Consider the following 17340-nt stretch of genomic DNA (forward strand, 5'->3'; position numbering starts at 1 on the left):
CCCGAATGATGTTCTTTAGGAATAGCAATCAATCGATAATAAAAGATTTACCACATATGCAAGCTCCATGCGCCAACCCACCTCGACGAGGATTCGCCCAGGCGCGAAGCAATAAAACGACCAACTGCCGCGTATCTCAGCGGGCGGCTTCCAGATTTCGCAGCCTGCCGATCTCGCCCGTTCGAACAAAATATCGACCGCCTCACGAGAGGGCTGCATGAAGCCGATATGATAGGTGTTGCGGCCAACCGACACGCTGTCGGCGCCACCGAATTTCGCCACCGCTCGACTGATGACCAGCTCAAGCCCAGCATCATCTCGCAGAATAGCAAGGCCATTTGCGCCGCGCGTTTGGACCTCGGTGAGGCCGAAAACCGAAACAAAAAAATCCCGAGTCGCAGCAACGTCGGGAACGTGAAGATCTAAATGATTCAATCGCATCACAGCTCCAGGAGGTTTCCCCGCGGAGGCATGTCGGTCGAAACGGACTACGCCAACGCAGAGCACTCGACCACTATGGCCAAGTTCCGCGTCGCGGGCTCTCACGCCAATGGCGAGGAGCAGAGCTTCCGGATGGAAGGGGTCGGGCCTACCGAGACCGACCCTGCCTTTTTCGACAGGCTTTGATTAGCGCGAAATCGCGATGGGAGCAAGATTGCCCAACGACGCCTTCAGCCTCGCCGGATCATACAGGCTCGAGATCGCCCCTCGCCCAATTTTCCTGAGTCTCGGCCATGAAATCGGCAAAGCGGCCTTCGGCGATCGCCTGACGGATGCCCTGCATCAGTTCCTGATAGTAGGCGAGATTATGCCAGGACAGCAGCATGCCGCCGAGCGCCTCGTTGGCGCGGACAAGATGATGCAGATAGGCGCGGGAGTAATCACGCGAAGCCGGGCAGCTGGACTGGTCGTCCAAGGGACGCATATCTTCGGCGTGGCGGGCGTTGCGGATATTGACCTTGCCGCGCCGTGTGAAGGCCAATCCGTGACGGCCCGAACGCGTAGGCATAACGCAGTCGAACATGTCGATGCCTCGGGCGACGGACTTCAGCATATCGTCCGGCGTGCCGACACCCATCAAGTAACGCGGCTTTTCCGTCGGCAATTCCGGAAGCGTGATATCGAGCATGCGCAGCATGACTTCCTGCGGTTCGCCAACGGCGAGGCCGCCGACTGCATAGCCTTTCAGGTCCATGCCGCTCAATGCCTGCGCGGAGCGAACGCGCAGCTCAGGAACGTCGCCGCCCTGCACGATGCCGAACATCGCCTTGCCCGGCTGGTTGCCGAAGGCAACCTTGCAGCGTTCAGCCCAGCGCAGCGACATTTCCATGGCGCGCTCGATTTCCTTAGGCGTCGCCGGCAAAGCGACGCACTCGTCGAGCTGCATCTGGATATCGGAATCGAGCAAGCCCTGGATCTCGATGGATCGTTCCGGCGACATGTGATGCAGACTGCCGTCCACATGCGACTTGAACGTAACGCCCTTTTCGTCCAGCTTGCGCAGTCCGGAGAGCGACATCACCTGGAAGCCACCTGAATCAGTCAGGATCGGATGCGGCCAGCGGATCAGTTCGTGCAGTCCGCCGAGACGGGCAACACGTTCAGCGCCCGGGCGCAGCATCAGGTGATAGGTATTGCCAAGAATGATGTCGGCACCGCTCTCGCGCACCTGATCCAAATACATCGCCTTGACCGTGCCGACGGTGCCTACGGGCATGAAGGCCGGCGTGCGGATCGCGCCGCGCGGCATGGAGACTTCGCCGAGACGCGCACCGCCATCGGTCTTCTTCAATTGAAACTGGAAGCTTTCGCTCATCTCGTCCTAGTCTTTCCGGTGGAGCAGGCTGCCATCGCCATAGGAATAGAAGCGATAGCCCGTCTCGATAGCATGGGTATAGGCCGCGCGCATCGTATCGAGGCCGGCAAAGGCCGATACGAGCATGAACAAGGTCGAGCGCGGCAGGTGGAAATTGGTCATCAACATGTCGACTGCTTTGAAACGGTAGCCTGGCGTAATGAAAATGCCCGTAGCACCCTGCCAAGGCTGGATGGTGCCATCGTCAGCGGCGGCACTTTCGATCAATCTCAGCGACGTTGTCCCGACGCAGACAATGCGCCCGCCCCTCGCCTTGACGGCATTCAGGCTGGCCGCAGTCGCTGCATCGACATAGCCGATCTCGAAATGCATCTTGTGATCGTCGGTGTCATCAGCTTTGACGGGCAGAAAGGTGCCGGCGCCGACATGCAGCGTCACGAAATGCCGCTCGACACCCATGGCATCAAGCGTTGCAAACAGCGATGGCGTGAAATGCAGACCGGCGGTGGGGGCGGCAACCGCGCCCTCTTCACGCGCATAGATCGTCTGATAATCGGCGCGGTCGCGCTCGTCCTCCGGGCGCTTGGCGGCAATATAGGGCGGAAGGGGGATATGGCCGACTGCAGCGATCGCCTCATCCAGCGCCGGGCCTGAAAGGTCGAACTGCAGCGTGATCTCGCCGCCCTCGCCCTTTTCCTCTACCGTCGCGTCGAGAGTTCCGAGCGCACAGACGTTCTCGCCATGGCCAAACTGGATGCGATCACCGATCTTGATACGCTTGCCCGGCTTGCCGAAAGCCTTCCAGCGATCGGGTGCAACCCGCATATGCAAAGTCGCCGAGACCTGCTGGCCCGGCGCTCCTTCACGGTGACGAATACCTTCCAGCTGCGCCGGTATCACCTTGGTATCGTTGAAGACCAAGGCATCGCCAGGACGCAAGAAGGAAGGAAGATCGCGCACCTGATGGTCGCTCAGCGTGTTGGCGCCATGGTTCGGATCGACAACGAGCAGGCGCGCGCTGTCGCGCGGCTCGGCAGGCCTGAGCGCTATCAGCTCGTCCGGCAGGTCGAAATCGAAAAGATCAACACGCATCTAGTTCATCCAGGCAAAGTGAAACCCGCCCCTCACGCCTGAGGCGCAAGAGGCGGGTTTCAGGAATAATCACGATCAGACGTCGGCGGCAACCCGCGCGGATACGATCGAATCCGGATCCTTCACAGGCTCGCCGCGCTTGATCTTGTCGACATTCTCCATGCCGGAGATGACCTGGCCCCAAACGGAGTACTGCTTGTTCAGCCAGGGAGCATCGGTAAAGCAGATGAAGAACTGCGAGTTGGCCGAGTTCGGGTTCTGCGAACGGGCCATCGAGCAGGTGCCGCGGGTGTGCGAGGTGGCGGAGAATTCAGCCTTCAGGTCCGGCTTGGACGAGCCGCCCGTACCGGCGCGAGCCGTATTGCCGCCGACCTTGCCATGCTCGACATCGCCGGTCTGAGCCATGAAGCCATCGATGACGCGATGGAAAACAACGTTGTCATAGGCCTTTTCGCGCGCAAGTTCCTTGATGCGGGCGACATGCTCAGGCGCGACCTGCGGCAGAAGCTGAATGACAACCTGGCCCTTGGTGGTTTCCAGGATGAGGGTGTTTTCTGGATCCTTGATCTCAGCCATGTTCGTTTCCTCTTCTCTCTTCTTGATTGCAGATGATCCCGAAGGCCATTGTGCTTTCGGGGTCAAGTCCGTGAAGTTACTTCTTGGTGACAGTGACCTTGATCATCTTGTCAGGATTGCTCACTTCACCGTTCTGGCCCTCACCGCGCTTGATCTTGTCAACGAGTTCCATGCCGGAGATGACCTTGCCGACGACCGTGTACTGGCCGTTCAGGAAATCGCCGTTGGCAAACATGATGAAGAACTGCGAGTTGGCGGAATTCGGATCCTGGGCGCGCGCCATGCCGACGGTGCCGCGGGTAAACGGGGTCTTTGAGAACTCAGCCGGAAGGTTCGGCAGATCGGAACCGCCGGTGCCGGCCTTGTTCGCATCATAGCCCTTGGTGGTGTTGCCATATTGAACGTCGCCGGTCTGGGCCATGAAACCATCGATAACGCGATGGAACACGACATTGTCGTATGCACCCTTCTTCGCCAGCGCCTCGATCTGCGCGACATGCTTCGGAGCGACCTCCGGCATCAGCTGAATGACGACCGGGCCGTCCTTGAGCTGGATCGTCAGAAGATCGGCGGCCGCAGCCGAGATTGCGCTACCTGCGAAGGCAGCAAGGCTCAAAGCGCCTGCCATTGCGATATGAAAAAGTTTCATGGGTGCTCCGTTCGGAAATGAATTTGGGCTCAGCGTTTGATGCTGGTCGTATCTTTGAGTTTGCTCGTCAAGGCTTCCAGAACCGCCGGCGGCACGAAGGCGCTGACATTGCCGCCCATGGATGCGATCTGCCGCACCAATGTGGCGGTAATGGGCCGGGAAGCCGTGCCGGCAGGGAGAAACAAGGTCTGAATGTCCGGCGCCATCTGCCGATTCATGCCCGCCATTTGCATCTCGTAATCGAGATCGGTGCCATCACGCAGACCGCGCACCAGCAAGGAAGCTCCGTGGGCGCGCGCGGCATCGACGACCAGATTGTCGAAGGCAACGACGGAAATATCGGCTGCCTTCTGCGGCAAGGCATCCGAAAGCGATCTGCGGATCAATTCGGCCCGCTCGTCAAAAGAAAAAAGCGGCATCTTGCCCGGGTGAATGCCGATCGCGACAATAACCTTGGAGGCGACATTCAGCGCCTGCACGAGGACATCCAGATGTCCGTTGGTCATCGGGTCGAAGGATCCGGGATAAAAGGCTGTCGTCATACCAAGCCGGCTCGTTGTTTCGACGCCTTTTGTCACGGATGGGGCCGTATCGCAAGTCATTTACAACCCGAGGCTCACCGCTGAACCGCAGATGAACACGGTGTTCAAGCCTGTTTCAGATCGAAAATGCTTTAGTGGCACCAACATCGAGACGGGCTTGTTTCAGCGGCCCGTTACCACCGGCTCAAGGAATGTCCCGCCATGTTGGTCTTCATTATTACTGGCGCCATCGTCTGTTCATTTTTCGTCGAATACCTCGTTCAGCTTTTCGCCGAAAAATTCGAGGTCGAGTGGGTCGCCGCCGGAAATCCCGAGAAAAACATGGATTCCGCCCAAGAAATAATCATCGCCATGCGCAAAACGCATCGCGAATCTGAACGCCAGATGAACGAGGCATTCAAAGTCGCTTCAGGAGCGCATTGCTAGATACCCCTCAACATCGGCGGAACCATTTGCAAACCGCCGCGTTTAAACTTCGAACTCAGATTGCACAGTGCGGCAAGAAGGAAGATGAGCATGTCCCACAAGATCACCCTGATTAACGCTGTTTGGATGACCATGATTACGGGAATGCTCGCGGCTACCATCGCGCTCTACGATCACACACCAGACCAGTCGAAGGTCTATGGTCCCTTTGCTTCGGCTCGTAACTTCGTCGCTTCGAGCCAGTATTAAGGGATCTGAACGCTAATCCCACTAAAGGAGGGAGCGATCATGTTCACGATTTTGACGGTGCTTACGCTTTTCATCAGCATCATGTTTGTCGTCTCGGTTGCATCCACGATCTCGGCGCTCCATCGCGAGAGCGAAGAGAACAAGAGACTGCATAAGCATCACAAGACGTTCTGATCTCAGAGCGTCGGTCACCCCTCCCAAGTGCTTGGCCAAACTGAAGCCGGACGCCACAAGCGTCCGGTTTTTTTCGTTCAGCAAGTGCCCTGCCTCAATTTATGAGCCATCAAAAGATTTATGTTGCCGCAACAGCCTGATTTTGCGAGGTAAAGTGCACCACGCGCTGCGCTCGCGGCGCCGTTGCCGACACTCGCCGAGGAGCAGCATGCGCGTCGTTCTTACAGGCAGCTCTGGCCGGCTCGGCCGCTCCATATTCAATGCTCTCGCCGCAAACCACGTGGTCACGGGAATCGATCGATCGCCGTTCTCGACAACGCATCTGGTCGGAGATTTCACCGACAAATCCATCTTGCAAGAAGCGCTGAGCGGCGCCGACGCCATTATCCACTGCGCGGCGCTGCACGCGCCCCATGTCGGCGTCATCTCCGATGATGAATTTTGGCGCGTGAATGTCGAGGGAACGCGACTTCTGGCTGAAGCCGCGTTGTCCTGCGGCATTAGGCGGTTCGTCTTCACCAGTACCACGGCGCTTTACGGCCATGCTGTGACACCGGGCCGATGCTGCTGGATCGACGAACTGACGGTGCCGCAGCCAAAGAGTATTTATCATCGGACAAAGCTCGCGGCCGAACACGCCCTGGAGACTGTTGCTTTCACCGAATTGCAGGCACGCGTTTTGCGCATGTCTCGCAGTTTTCCGGAGCCAGCCAATGCAATGGCATCCTATCGCCTGCATCGTGGTATCGACATCCGTGATGTTGCCGCGGCCCATGCGATGGCCTTGACGAATGGCGGCGACCAGTTTCAGCGGCATGTCATTTCAGCCGGAACGCCCTTCAAGCCGGAAGATTGCAAAGGCCTTGCGACCGACGCGGCTTCCGTCATCAGGCTCCGCGCGCCCGCACTTGCCGCCGAATTCGACCGGCGACACTGGCCGCTGCCGAAAACCATCGACCGTATCTATACCTCTGCTTCCGCAGATCGCGTCCTCGGATGGCAGTCCCGTTTCGGTTATGATGAGGTGCTTGCGCAATTGGACCGAGAAAGTCTGGAAGTTTTACCGGCCTTTTCGCCGATCAACGGGCGACCGGAGTAAAGCGCCCTCAACTATCCCGGACCCCCCGCGATATCAGCGCATGATCAAAAAGAAATCGCAGAAATCCGCCTTTCAAAGCGAGTTTCTGCGATTGCAACAGCTTCATTCTAGGCAAACGGCGGACTTTTTGTCCGCCGTCATTCGATGCCGCGATCCTATTCCTCGCCAGCGCCCTCAGCTTCACCGGCTTCGCCGTTGATAGCCTCATCTTCGCCGCCGGTATCGTCATCGCTTTCCGGCTCGCTGATGCGCTCGACGGATACGACCTTCTCGTCCTTGGCAGTCGAGAAGATGGTAACGCCCTTGGTGGCGCGGCTGGCGATGCGAATATCGCCTACGGGAACGCGGATCAACTGGCCGCCATCGGAGACGAGCATGATCTGATCGGCGTCCTCGACCGGGAAGGCGGCAACGAGTTCGCCGATCTCGCCGGTCTTCGACGTATCGGTGGCGCGAATACCCTTGCCGCCACGGCCGGAGATGCGGAAGTCGTAGGACGAGGAGCGTTTGCCGAAGCCCTTTTCCGACACAGTCAGAATGAACTGCTCCAGTGCCTTCAACTCTTCATAACGCTCGTCGTTCAACTGTCCCTCTTCGGTGACTTCCTCGCCGACCAGCGCGATTTCCTCATCTTCGCCGGTCGCAGTGCGGCGCTCCGTAACGGAACGCTTGAGGTAGGCGGCGCGCTCCCAAGGCTCGGCATCCACATGGCGAACGATCGTCATGGAAATGATGCGGTCGCCGGAGGCCAGGCTGATGCCGCGGACACCGATGGAGTTGCGGCCGGCAAAGACGCGCACGTCCGAAACCGAGAAGCGGATGCACTGGCCAAGCGCCGTCGTCATCAGCACGTCGTCATGCTCGGTGCAGGTCTCGACGGAGAGGATTTCGTCGCCCTCCTCCTCGAGCTTCATGGCGATCTTGCCGTTGCGGTTCACCTGCACGAAGTCCGACAGTTTGTTGCGGCGCACGGTCCCGCGCGTCGTCGTGAACATCACGTCGAGATTATCCCAGCTGTCCTCATCCTCGGGCAGCGGCATGATCGTGGTGATGCGTTCGCCGGGTTCCAGCGGCAGCATATTGATCAGTGCTTTGCCGCGCGAGGTCGGTGTGCCGATTGGCAGACGCCAGACCTTCTCCTTGTAGACGATACCGCGCGACGAGAAGAACAGAACCGGCGTATGTGTATTGAGAACAAATAGCCGGGTAACGAAATCTTCATCGCGCGTCGTCATGCCCGAGCGACCCTTGCCGCCGCGGCGCTGCGCGCGATAGGTCGTCAGCGGCACGCGCTTGATGTAGCCAAGGTGCGAAACGGTGACGACCATGTCCTCGCGAGCGATCAGGTCCTCGTCGTCCATCTCGAGGCCGCCGTCGACGATTTCGGTACGACGCGGCGTGCCAAACTCGTCGCGAACAGCTGTAAGCTCTTCTTTTACAATGGCTTGGATGCGCAGACGCGACGACAGAATATCAAGGTAATCCTTGATCTCGGCGCCGATCTGATTGAGTTCCTCGTCGATTTCGTCGCGGCCGAGGGCGGTCAGGCGAGCCAGTCGCAATTCGAGGATGGCGCGGGCCTGCTCTTCCGAGAGGTTATAGGTGCCATCTTCGTTGATGCGGTGGCGCGGATCGTCGATTAGCCGGATAAGAGATTCGACGTCCGCCGCGTTCCAGCGGCGCGTCATCAACTCTTCGCGGGCCGATTGCGGATCCGGCGCCTGGCGAATGACGCGGATGACTTCGTCGATATTGGCGACAGCGATCGCCAAGCCAACCAAGACGTGAGCGCGATCGCGCGCCTTGCGCAGAAGGTATTTGGTGCGGCGGCTGATGACTTCCTCACGGAACGCCACGAACGCGCGCAGCATGTCCATCAGGTTCATCAGCTCGGGCTTGCCGCCGTTCAACGCCACCATGTTGCAGCCGAACGAGGTCTGCAGCGGCGTATAGCGATAGAGCTGGTTCAGGATGACGTCGGCATTGGCATCGCGCTTCAGCTCGACGACGACGCGATAACCCTGACGATCCGACTCGTCGCGAAGGTCCGAAATGCCCTCGATACGCTTCTCGCGCACGAGCTCGGCCATCTTCTCGATCATCGACGCCTTGTTCACCTGATAGGGGACTTCGGTGATGATGATCTGCTCGCGATCGCCGCGCATCGGCTCGATCGTGGCGACACCGCGCATGACGACGGAACCGCGCCCTGTCTCATAGGCAGAACGGATGCCGGCACGGCCGAGGATCTTGGCGCCGGTCGGAAAATCCGGGCCAGGGATGATCTGCATCATCTCGGGCAAATCGATTGCCGGATTGTCGATCAATGCGATACAGCCGTCGACCACTTCCGTCAGGTTGTGCGGCGGAATATTCGTCGCCATGCCGACGGCGATGCCGCCCGAGCCGTTGACGAGCAGATTGGGGAAGCGAGCCGGCAGAACCTTGGGTTCTTCCGAAGTGGCATCGTAGTTTTCCTGGAAATCGACGGTTTCCTTGTCGATATCCTCGATAAGCTCGTGGGCTACCTTCGTCAGGCGCGATTCCGTGTAACGCATCGCTGCCGGCGGATCGCCGTCGATCGAGCCGAAATTGCCCTGCCCGTCGATGAGCGGCACGCGCATGGACCAGTTCTGCGCCATGCGGACCAAGGCGTCATAGATCGAGGCGTCGCCGTGGGGATGGTATTTACCCATGACGTCGGCGACCGGACGGGCCGACTTCACATATTTGCGGTTCCAGTGATAGCCGCTCTCATGCGAGGCGTAGAGGATGCGTCGATGAACAGGCTTGAGACCATCGCGAACATCGGGAAGTGCGCGGCTGACGATCACGCTCATGGCGTAATCGAGATACGACCGCTGCATTTCCTCCATGATGGAAATCGGCTCGATGCCTGGCGGGAGCTTCCCGCCGCCGGGTGGTGTTTGCTCAGTCAAAACAGATCACGATCTCTTTTAGAATCACTGCGAAATTTATAGCCGAAAGGCCCGGCAAGCGCCAATTTGGGCCGAGGTTTTGAACAGGGTTTTGCCTCTTTAAGCCATGAAATCGAACATTTCCGTGGCGCAAGCTGCCTATAGCCGTGCATTGCGCTTTGCGAAAGCACATTCCTCGCATAACAATGACGGATAACAACCAAAGAACAGTCCCCGGGGAACATATGGCAAGTGCGGATACGCTGATCAATGCCTTCACGACTCTGCTCGTAACTGTCGATCCGCCGGGGCTAGCGCCGCTCTTCATCGGCCTGACGGCGGGCATGAACCGCTCCGAGCGCAAGCAGGTCGCCCTGCGCGGCTCGCTGATCGCCTTCTTCATTCTGGCGGCCTTTGCTCTCTTCGGCGCAAGCGTCCTCGGCGTCCTCGGCATCTCCATCGGAGCCTTTCGCATCGCCGGCGGTCTGCTGCTGTTCTGGATCGCCTTCGAGATGGTGTTCGAGCGGCGGCAGGACCGGAAGGAAAAGACGACGGAAGTCGCGATCACAAAGGATCACATCCGCAACATCGCAGTCTTTCCGCTTGCCCTGCCCCTGATCGCAGGTCCGGGCGCGATCTCGGCAACAATCCTGCTGGCGGGTTCGCTGCAGACGACACTCGATCGTGCCCAGCTGATCGGCGTCATCGCCGTCAATCTGGCCCTCGTCTTCGCTGCGCTTGCCATCTCCGACAGGCTCGACCGCATGCTCGGTGCCACCGGCCGCGCCATCCTGACCCGCCTGCTCGGCGTCATCCTCGCCGCGCTCGCCGCACAATTCGTCGTCGACGGCGCAAAGGCCGCGCTGGCCCTTTCATGAAAAAAGCCTGCCGTTGAAGGCAGGCTTTCAAAAAACCAACTGCTTGCGGTGAAATCTCAGAACGGAATGTCGTCGTCCAGATCGCGCGAGAAATTACCGCCGCCGGCGGCCGGGCTGCCACCGCCGCGGTTGCCGCCGCCGCTACGCGAAGCGCCTTGCGAGGACGACTGGCCGTAGTCGTCGCCACCATAATCGCCGCCGTAGCCGCCACCGAAGTCACCGCCGCCGCGACCACCACGGCTGCCGCCTTCCGAGCCGCCGCCTTCTCCACGTCCATCCAGCATGGTGAGGGTCGAATTGAAGCCCTGCAGCACGATTTCGGTCGAATACTTGTCCTGGCCGTTCTGATCCTGCCATTTGCGGGTCTGGAGCGCGCCTTCGATATAAACCTTGGCGCCCTTCTTCAAATATTGCTCTGCGACCTTGCAGAGGCCTTCATTGAAGATGACCACGCGGTGCCATTCCGTCTTTTCCTTGCGCTCTCCGGAATTGCGGTCGCGCCAGGTTTCGGAGGTTGCGATGTTCAGGTTGGCAATCGGGCGACCGTCCTGCGTGCGGCGGATTTCAGGGTCCGCACCGAGATTTCCAATCAGAATTACCTTGTTCACACTACCGGCCATGACATCACCCTATTTGCCGCCCATCGACGGCTGCTAAATTTTATCGGCACACCTTAGACCATTGCCGTCATCAGGTGTTGTTCCAGCACTGCCAGAGACATCTTCATCCACAAAGAAATGTCCAAAGGCAATTTTGTTCTTTCTTTGTTCTAATTTGTCTTTATGATCGTGTCAACGGAATCGAAAACCCGGCTCCAACCTTTCATTTCAGCCTCGACTTGCAGGCTGACATCACTAAATAAAGGCAGACTCCAAGGGACCTGCATACGACGATGAGCGAACTGAAGACTATTTCCATACGTGGTGCGCGCGAGCATAATCTCAAGGGCATCGATCTCGACCTGCCGCGCAACAAGCTGATCGTCATGACCGGGCTTTCGGGCTCCGGCAAGTCGTCGCTTGCCTTCGACACGATCTATGCCGAGGGGCAGCGGCGTTATGTCGAGAGCCTTTCGGCCTATGCGCGCCAGTTCCTCGAGATGATGCAGAAGCCGGATGTCGACCAGATCGATGGTCTGTCGCCGGCGATTTCGATCGAGCAGAAGACGACATCGCGCAATCCGCGCTCGACGGTCGGCACGGTTACCGAAATCTACGACTATATGCGCCTGCTATTCGCGCGCGTCGGTGTACCCTATTCGCCGGTTACCGGCCTGCCGATTGAGAGCCAGACGGTCAGCCAGATGGTCGACCGCGTTCTCGCCTATGAGGAAGGCACTCGCCTTTATATTCTTGCGCCGCTCGTGCGCGGGCGTAAGGGCGAATACAAGAAGGAACTGGCCGAGCTCGTGAAAAAGGGCTTCCAGCGCGTCAAGGTCGACGGGCAGTTCTACGAGATCGCCGACGTGCCGGCGCTCGACAAAAAGTACAAGCACGACATCGACGTCGTGGTCGATCGTATCGTCGTGCGGCCCGACATGGCGGCGCGCCTGGCGGACAGCTTCGAAACGTCGCTGCGGCTCGCGGATGGCCTTGCCGTCGCGGAATTCGCCGACAGGCCTTTGCCGCCCGAGGAAACCGCCGCCGGCGGCTCGGCCAACAAATCGCTGAACGAGACGCACGAGCGCGTCTTGTTCTCGGAGAAGTTCGCCTGCCCGGTTTCCGGCTTCACCATTCCAGAAATCGAACCGCGCCTGTTCTCGTTCAACAATCCCTTCGGTGCCTGCCCTTCCTGCGACGGCCTGGGCTCGCAACAGAAGATCGATCGGGATTTGATCGTGCCGGAACCGGAGCGCACGCTGCGTGACGGCGCAATTGCTCCCTGGGCTAAATCCAGCTCTCCCTATTACAACCAGACGCTCGAAGCGCTCGGCAAGCATTATGGTTTCAAGCTCGGTAGTCGCTGGAACGAGTTGTCTGAAAAAGCCCAGGACGTCATCCTGAACGGCACGGAAGACAAGATCGAATTTCACTATGCCGACGGTGCGCGCTCCTATACGACGCACAAGAATTTCGAAGGCATCGTGCCGAACCTCGAACGCCGCTGGAAGGAGACGGATTCCGCCTGGGCGCGCGAAGAAATCGAGCGCTTCATGTCAGCCGCGCCCTGCCCCGCCTGCAACGGCTATCGCCTCAAGCCGGAAGCCTTGGCTGTTAAGATCGACAAGCTGCACATCAGCCAGGTGGCGGAGATGTCCATCCGCATCGCTCGAGACTGGTTCGAGGCGCTACCGGGCACCTTCACCGACAAGCAGAACGAAATCGCGGTCCGCATTCTCAAGGAGATCCGCGATCGCCTGCGCTTCCTGAATGACGTCGGCCTCGAATATCTGAGCCTGTCACGCAATTCCGGTACGCTTTCGGGCGGCGAGAGCCAGCGCATCCGGCTGGCATCGCAGATCGGTTCGGGCCTGACGGGGGTTCTCTACGTTCTCGACGAGCCCTCGATCGGCCTGCATCAGCGCGACAATGCCCGCCTTCTGGAGACGCTGAAGCATCTGCGAGACATCGGCAACACCGTGATCGTCGTCGAGCATGACGAGGATGCGATCCTGACGGCCGACGACGTCGTCGATATCGGTCCGGCGGCCGGCGTGCACGGCGGCCAGGTGGTGGCGCATGGCACGCCGAATGACATCATGGCGAACCCGAAGTCACTGACCGGTAAATATCTCTCCGGCGAGCTTGGCGTGCCCGTTCCCGAAGAGCGGCGCAAGCCGAAGAAGGGCAAAGAAATCAAGGTCGTCGGCGCAAGAGGCAACAACCTCAAGAATGTCACGGCCTCCATTCCGCTCGGCGTCTTCACGGCAGTGACCGGCGTATCCGGTGGTGGCAAGTCCACGTTCCTGATCGAGACACTCTATAAATCGGCTGCACGCCGCGTCATGGGCGCGCGCGAAATTCCTGCCGATCACGACCGCATCGACGGTTTTGAGCATATCGACAAGGTGATCGATATCGACCAGTCGCCGATCGGTCGCACGCCGCGCTCGAACCCAGCGACCTATACGGGCGCCTTCACCCCGATCCGCGACTGGTTTGCAGGATTACCCGAAGCCAAGGCGCGCGGCTATCAGCCCGGCCGCTTCTCCTTCAACGTCAAGGGCGGCCGCTGCGAGGCGTGTCAGGGCGATGGCGTCATCAAGATCGAGATGCACTTCCTGCCCGACGTCTATGTCACCTGCGACGTCTGCCACGGCAAGCGCTACAATCGCGAAACGCTCGACGTTACCTTCAAGACCAAGTCGATCGCCGACGTGCTCGACATGACGGTCGAGGAAGGCGTCGATTTCTTTGCAGCCGTTCCCGCCGTGCGCGACAAGCTGCAGAGCCTGAAGGATGTCGGTCTTGGCTATATCAAAGTGGGACAGCAGGCCAATACGCTTTCGGGTGGCGAGGCGCAGCGCGTCAAGCTAGCCAAGGAACTGTCGAAGCGATCGACAGGCCGCACGCTCTACATTCTCGACGAACCAACGACCGGACTACATTTTCACGACGTCGCCAAGCTTCTGGAAATGCTCCACGAGCTGGTCAATCAGGGCAATTCGGTTGTCGTCATCGAGCACAATCTCGAAGTCATCAAGACGGCCGACTGGATCCTCGATTTCGGTCCGGAAGGTGGTGACGGCGGCGGCGAGATCGTTGCTGTCGGAACGCCAGAGACCATCGTCAAGGAGAAGCGCTCCTACACGGGGCAATTCCTGAAGGAGCTGCTGGAGCGCCGGCCGATGAAGAAGGTTGCTGCGGCGGAGTGAGTTTCACCCGATAAACGTCCATGGAGGAGAGAATGACCAAAGCGGGCGAAATCCGCACAGGCATCGGCGGCTGGACTTTTGAGCCTTGGCGCGGGACCTTCTATCCCGATACGCTGAAACAGAAGGACGAGCTTAATTACGCCAGCCGTCAGCTGAAGGTAATCGAGGTCAATGGCACCTATTACAGCACGCAGAAACCGGAAGTCTTCGCAAGATGGGCTGCCGACGTTCCTGACGGGTTTATCTTCTCGCTAAAGGCGACACGCTTCGTCACCAATCGCCGGGTTCTGTCCGAAGCCGGTGAATCGATGCAGAAGTTTCTGGAGTCCGGTATCAGCGAGCTTGGCGACCATCTTGGCCCGTTGCTCTGGCAGTTCGCGCCGACGAAGAAATTCGATCCGGACGATTTCGAGGCATTCCTCAAATTGCTGCCGACCAAACAGGATGGCCTCGCGCTGAGGCACGTCGTTGAGGTTCGGCACGATTCCTTCAAGGTGCCGGAGTTCATCGCACTGCTTGAGAAATACAATATCGCACCGGTCTGCGCCGAGCATTTCGAGTATCCGATGATCGCGGATGTCACCGCCAATTTCGTTTATGCCCGACTTCAGAAGGGCTCGGACGACATCAAAACCTGCTATCCGGAGAAAGATCTGAAGGCCTGGGCCGATCGCCTGAAAACATGGGCCGGCGGCAAGGTGCCGGACGATCTGCCGTTGATCGATGCAGGCCGCAAGGTCAAGGATGAGCCTCGCGATGTCTTCGCCTTCATGATCCACGAAGGCAAGGTAAACGCACCTCCGGGCGCGATTGCCCTGCAGCAAGAGGTCGCGAAATAACAACTAGAGCGTTTGCGTTTTTCTTTGAATCACGAAAACGCTCTATCTCTTTGTTTTTTACGCATTCCGAACGGAAAACCGCTGCGCACTTTTCCTGGAAATGCTCTAAAGCGGCCTGACGCTGGCGACAAGGTCTTCGGCCGTCAGCCCTTTGCCGGCATGCTGGCCAGCCAGCCCGTGCAGCCAAACGCCAGCGGCGGCGGCTTCAAATGCCGGCGCCCCTTGCGCCATAAGCCCGCCAACGATGCCGGCGAGGACATCGCCGGAGCCTGCTGTGGCAAGCCACGGTGGTGCATTGGCATTGATCAGCGCGCGTCCGTCCGGCGCGGCAATGACGCTATCGGCGCCCTTATAGATGATGGCTGCATGGGCGCGTGCCGCAGCCGCCCTCGCCTTCTCGACTTTGCTCAAGCTGGCATCGGCGGAGATATCCGGAAAAAGTCTCCCGAACTCGCCCTCATGCGGCGTCAGAACCAATCGCGTCGGCCCCTCGGCGAAAGCATCGAACAGCTGTTGCGGATTGTCGCGAAACGACGTGATGCCATCCGCATCCAGCACCAGATGGCGGTCGGCGAGTGCGAGGCAGAATTGGCGAGCCTTCTCGCCGGCACCAAACCCAGGCCCCAGAATGAAGGTCGAAAGGCGTTGATCGGCAAGCCACGTTCGCAATGATGCTTCGTCCTCGACGGCATGGAGCATGATTGCCGTGAGCAAACCCGCATTGACGCCCATTGCGTCCGCGGGGGAAGCGATGGTGACAAGGCCGGCCCCAGCCCTCAACCCAGCCATGGCAGACATACGCGCTGCACCCGTCGCGTTCGGCCCGCTGGAAAAAACCACCAGATGGCCGCGCTTGTATTTATGGGTCTCGGCTGAGGCCGACGGTATCTCTGTCTGCCACTGCGCCGGCGTGTTTTCAGCGATCAGGCCATCGGCATGGGCGAGGACGATACGGGCGGGAATGCCGATATCGAAGACTTCCAGCTCGCCACAACACTCGCGGCCCGGCAAAAGGAGATGGCCCGGCTTGCGCGTCATGAAGGTCACGGTGCGTTTTGCACGAAAGGCGGCTCCCAGGATCTGGCCGCTCGCCCCATCGAGGCCGGAAGGCAAATCAACGGCGATGACAGGAATACCCGCCTCGCCGACCTGCGCAATGACAGCGCCGACCTCACTCGGAACCGAACGGGACAGGCCGGCACCAAAGATGGCGTCGATCACAACATCGCCAGGGCGCGGTACATAATTCTCGATGCCCGCTCCCTCGACGGGGCAATCGGCAAAGGCGCGCGCCGCATCGCCCTTCAACCGCTCCGGTTCACCCGCATGAAAAAGCAGCACCGCGGCACCAGCCCGCTTCAAGGCGCGGGCCGCGACATAGCCGTCGCCGCCGTTGTTGCCCGGTCCGCAAAGAGCGACAAACCGCAGTGCTTCAGGGAAATGCCGAAGCGCGCTTGCGGCGACGGCTTGCCCGGCCTTTTCCATAAGTCCGTAGGAATCAATGGAGGAAGCAGCGGCTTCCCGATCGACAGCAGTCATATCGTCGGGAGAAAGAAGTAGATCGGCGAGCGGTACCATCATGGGAACATTATAGATGCGAAATCTGCCTGAAAAACAACCGCCATTCCGGCGGTGCATTTGACCAATAAATATGCATTTGCACACTGATTGAACAAAGCCACCCAAAGCCTTGTACGAGCACGAATATGACGCAGATTGCACTTTTTTGCGAAATTTTGCTTATCCAACCCATTTCGATGCGAAATCGCTTCCATTTTTCCGAAAAATCCTCATCAATTCATCGTCTCGGTGCAAATTTGCCGGGATTTCTTACGGAGGTCGTTCCCCAATTGGCACGATACGTGCATGCGTTGGTCGAGCGGGGAGTAGTCCTGCTGTAACAGGAGAAGCGGAGAGACATTTTCTCATGAAAAAGATCGAAGCGATCATAAAGCCCTTCAAGCTCGACGAAGTGAAGGAAGCCCTTCAGGAAGTCGGCCTGCAGGGTATCACCGTCACGGAAGCAAAGGGCTTCGGTCGTCAAAAGGGTCACACGGAGCTTTACCGTGGCGCCGAATATGTCGTCGACTTCCTGCCGAAGGTGAAGGTCGAAGTCGTGCTGGCAGACGAAAACGCGGAGGCGGTGATCGACGCCATTCGCAAGGCCGCCCAGACCGGCCGTATCGGCGACGGAAAGATTTTCGTCTCCAATGTGGAGGAAGTCATCCGAATCCGCACCGGTGAAACAGGCATCGACGCCATCTAACC

At 59.0% G+C, this 17340-nt stretch carries 18 protein-coding genes; 9 read left to right on the forward strand and 9 right to left on the reverse strand.

What is annotated here, in order from left to right:
* Positions 1-15: 15 nt before the first annotated feature.
* Positions 16-441, reverse strand: coding sequence for a VOC family protein (locus ACIQJ2_RS13965; RefSeq protein WP_400669551.1), 426 nt, complete (start codon positions 439-441; stop codon positions 16-18).
* Between the two features lie 30 nt (positions 442-471).
* On the opposite strand from ACIQJ2_RS13965, the gene ACIQJ2_RS13970 reads away from it, so the two are divergent.
* Positions 472-627 carry a hypothetical protein gene (locus ACIQJ2_RS13970; protein WP_199147850.1) on the forward strand — a complete coding sequence of 52 codons (156 nt, stop codon included), beginning with the start codon at positions 472-474 and terminating at the stop codon, positions 625-627.
* Positions 628-685: 58 nt separating this feature from the next.
* Here the strand turns inward: ACIQJ2_RS13970 and tgt are convergent, their stop codons facing one another.
* The 5 genes from tgt to coaD all read right to left on the reverse strand — a co-directional run bounded on the left by tgt (position 686) and on the right by coaD (position 4675).
* Positions 686-1816, reverse strand: coding sequence for a tRNA guanosine(34) transglycosylase Tgt (gene tgt / locus ACIQJ2_RS13975; protein WP_199147852.1), 1131 nt, complete (start codon positions 1814-1816; stop codon positions 686-688).
* A gap of 6 nt (positions 1817-1822) precedes the next feature.
* Positions 1823-2908 carry a tRNA preQ1(34) S-adenosylmethionine ribosyltransferase-isomerase QueA gene (gene queA / locus ACIQJ2_RS13980; protein ID WP_400669554.1) on the reverse strand — a complete coding sequence of 362 codons (1086 nt, stop codon included), beginning with the start codon at positions 2906-2908 and terminating at the stop codon, positions 1823-1825.
* Positions 2909-2983: 75 nt separating this feature from the next.
* Entirely contained in the window at positions 2984-3484 is a 501-nt protein-coding gene (locus ACIQJ2_RS13985; RefSeq protein WP_199095516.1) for a peptidylprolyl isomerase, read from the reverse strand.
* 76 nt (positions 3485-3560) lie between these two features.
* Positions 3561-4133 (reverse strand): peptidylprolyl isomerase, encoded by a 573-nt coding sequence (locus ACIQJ2_RS13990; RefSeq protein WP_199095517.1) that lies wholly within the window; start codon positions 4131-4133, stop codon positions 3561-3563.
* A gap of 29 nt (positions 4134-4162) precedes the next feature.
* Positions 4163-4675, reverse strand: coding sequence for a pantetheine-phosphate adenylyltransferase (gene coaD, locus ACIQJ2_RS13995; RefSeq protein ID WP_400669557.1), 513 nt, complete (start codon positions 4673-4675; stop codon positions 4163-4165).
* Between the two features lie 201 nt (positions 4676-4876).
* On the opposite strand from coaD, the gene ACIQJ2_RS14000 reads away from it, so the two are divergent.
* The 4 genes from ACIQJ2_RS14000 (at position 4877) to ACIQJ2_RS14015 (ending at position 6623) form a co-directional block, all read left to right on the forward strand.
* Entirely contained in the window at positions 4877-5101 is a 225-nt protein-coding gene (locus ACIQJ2_RS14000) for a hypothetical protein (protein ID WP_400669559.1), read from the forward strand.
* A 90-nt stretch (positions 5102-5191) separates the two neighbouring features.
* Complete coding sequence (locus ACIQJ2_RS14005; protein WP_199095520.1) at positions 5192-5350, forward strand: hypothetical protein; 159 nt, start codon at positions 5192-5194, stop codon at positions 5348-5350.
* A gap of 39 nt (positions 5351-5389) precedes the next feature.
* Complete coding sequence (locus tag ACIQJ2_RS14010) at positions 5390-5524, forward strand: hypothetical protein (RefSeq protein ID WP_281414716.1); 135 nt, start codon at positions 5390-5392, stop codon at positions 5522-5524.
* A 208-nt stretch (positions 5525-5732) separates the two neighbouring features.
* Positions 5733-6623 (forward strand): NAD-dependent epimerase/dehydratase family protein, encoded by an 891-nt coding sequence (locus ACIQJ2_RS14015; protein ID WP_400669563.1) that lies wholly within the window; start codon positions 5733-5735, stop codon positions 6621-6623.
* A gap of 155 nt (positions 6624-6778) precedes the next feature.
* Here ACIQJ2_RS14015 and gyrA read toward each other — a convergent pair whose 3' ends face one another.
* Positions 6779-9562 (reverse strand): DNA gyrase subunit A, encoded by a 2784-nt coding sequence (gene gyrA, locus ACIQJ2_RS14020; protein WP_199147860.1) that lies wholly within the window; start codon positions 9560-9562, stop codon positions 6779-6781.
* A gap of 224 nt (positions 9563-9786) precedes the next feature.
* Between gyrA and ACIQJ2_RS14025 the strand changes: the two genes are divergently transcribed.
* Positions 9787-10419 carry a MarC family protein gene (locus ACIQJ2_RS14025; RefSeq protein ID WP_199094325.1) on the forward strand — a complete coding sequence of 211 codons (633 nt, stop codon included), beginning with the start codon at positions 9787-9789 and terminating at the stop codon, positions 10417-10419.
* A 56-nt stretch (positions 10420-10475) separates the two neighbouring features.
* Here the strand turns inward: ACIQJ2_RS14025 and ACIQJ2_RS14030 are convergent, their stop codons facing one another.
* Positions 10476-11039: a single-stranded DNA-binding protein gene (locus tag ACIQJ2_RS14030; RefSeq protein ID WP_199147862.1), complete on the reverse strand. Its 564-nt coding sequence runs from the start codon at positions 11037-11039 to the stop codon at positions 10476-10478.
* Positions 11040-11311: 272 nt separating this feature from the next.
* Here ACIQJ2_RS14030 and uvrA point away from each other — a divergent pair, with 272 nt between their 5' ends.
* Positions 11312-14233, forward strand: a complete 2922-nt coding sequence (uvrA, locus tag ACIQJ2_RS14035; protein ID WP_400669566.1) for an excinuclease ABC subunit UvrA — start codon at positions 11312-11314, stop codon at positions 14231-14233.
* A 32-nt stretch (positions 14234-14265) separates the two neighbouring features.
* Positions 14266-15072 carry a DUF72 domain-containing protein gene (locus tag ACIQJ2_RS14040; RefSeq protein WP_199147865.1) on the forward strand — a complete coding sequence of 269 codons (807 nt, stop codon included), beginning with the start codon at positions 14266-14268 and terminating at the stop codon, positions 15070-15072.
* Positions 15073-15177: 105 nt separating this feature from the next.
* On the opposite strand, the gene ACIQJ2_RS14045 is transcribed toward ACIQJ2_RS14040, so the two are convergent.
* The gene (locus ACIQJ2_RS14045; protein ID WP_400669569.1) at positions 15178-16653 is read right to left on the reverse strand and encodes an NAD(P)H-hydrate dehydratase; all 1476 of its coding nucleotides are present in this window, start codon (positions 16651-16653) and stop codon (positions 15178-15180) included.
* Between the two features lie 346 nt (positions 16654-16999).
* On the opposite strand from ACIQJ2_RS14045, the gene ACIQJ2_RS14050 reads away from it, so the two are divergent.
* Positions 17000-17338: a P-II family nitrogen regulator gene (locus tag ACIQJ2_RS14050; RefSeq protein ID WP_003539626.1), complete on the forward strand. Its 339-nt coding sequence runs from the start codon at positions 17000-17002 to the stop codon at positions 17336-17338.
* Positions 17339-17340: the final 2 nt, after the last annotated feature.

The sequence above is a fragment of the Rhizobium sp. NPDC092011 genome (genome assembly GCF_044756305.1).
Lineage (GTDB): Bacteria > Pseudomonadota > Alphaproteobacteria > Rhizobiales > Rhizobiaceae > Rhizobium.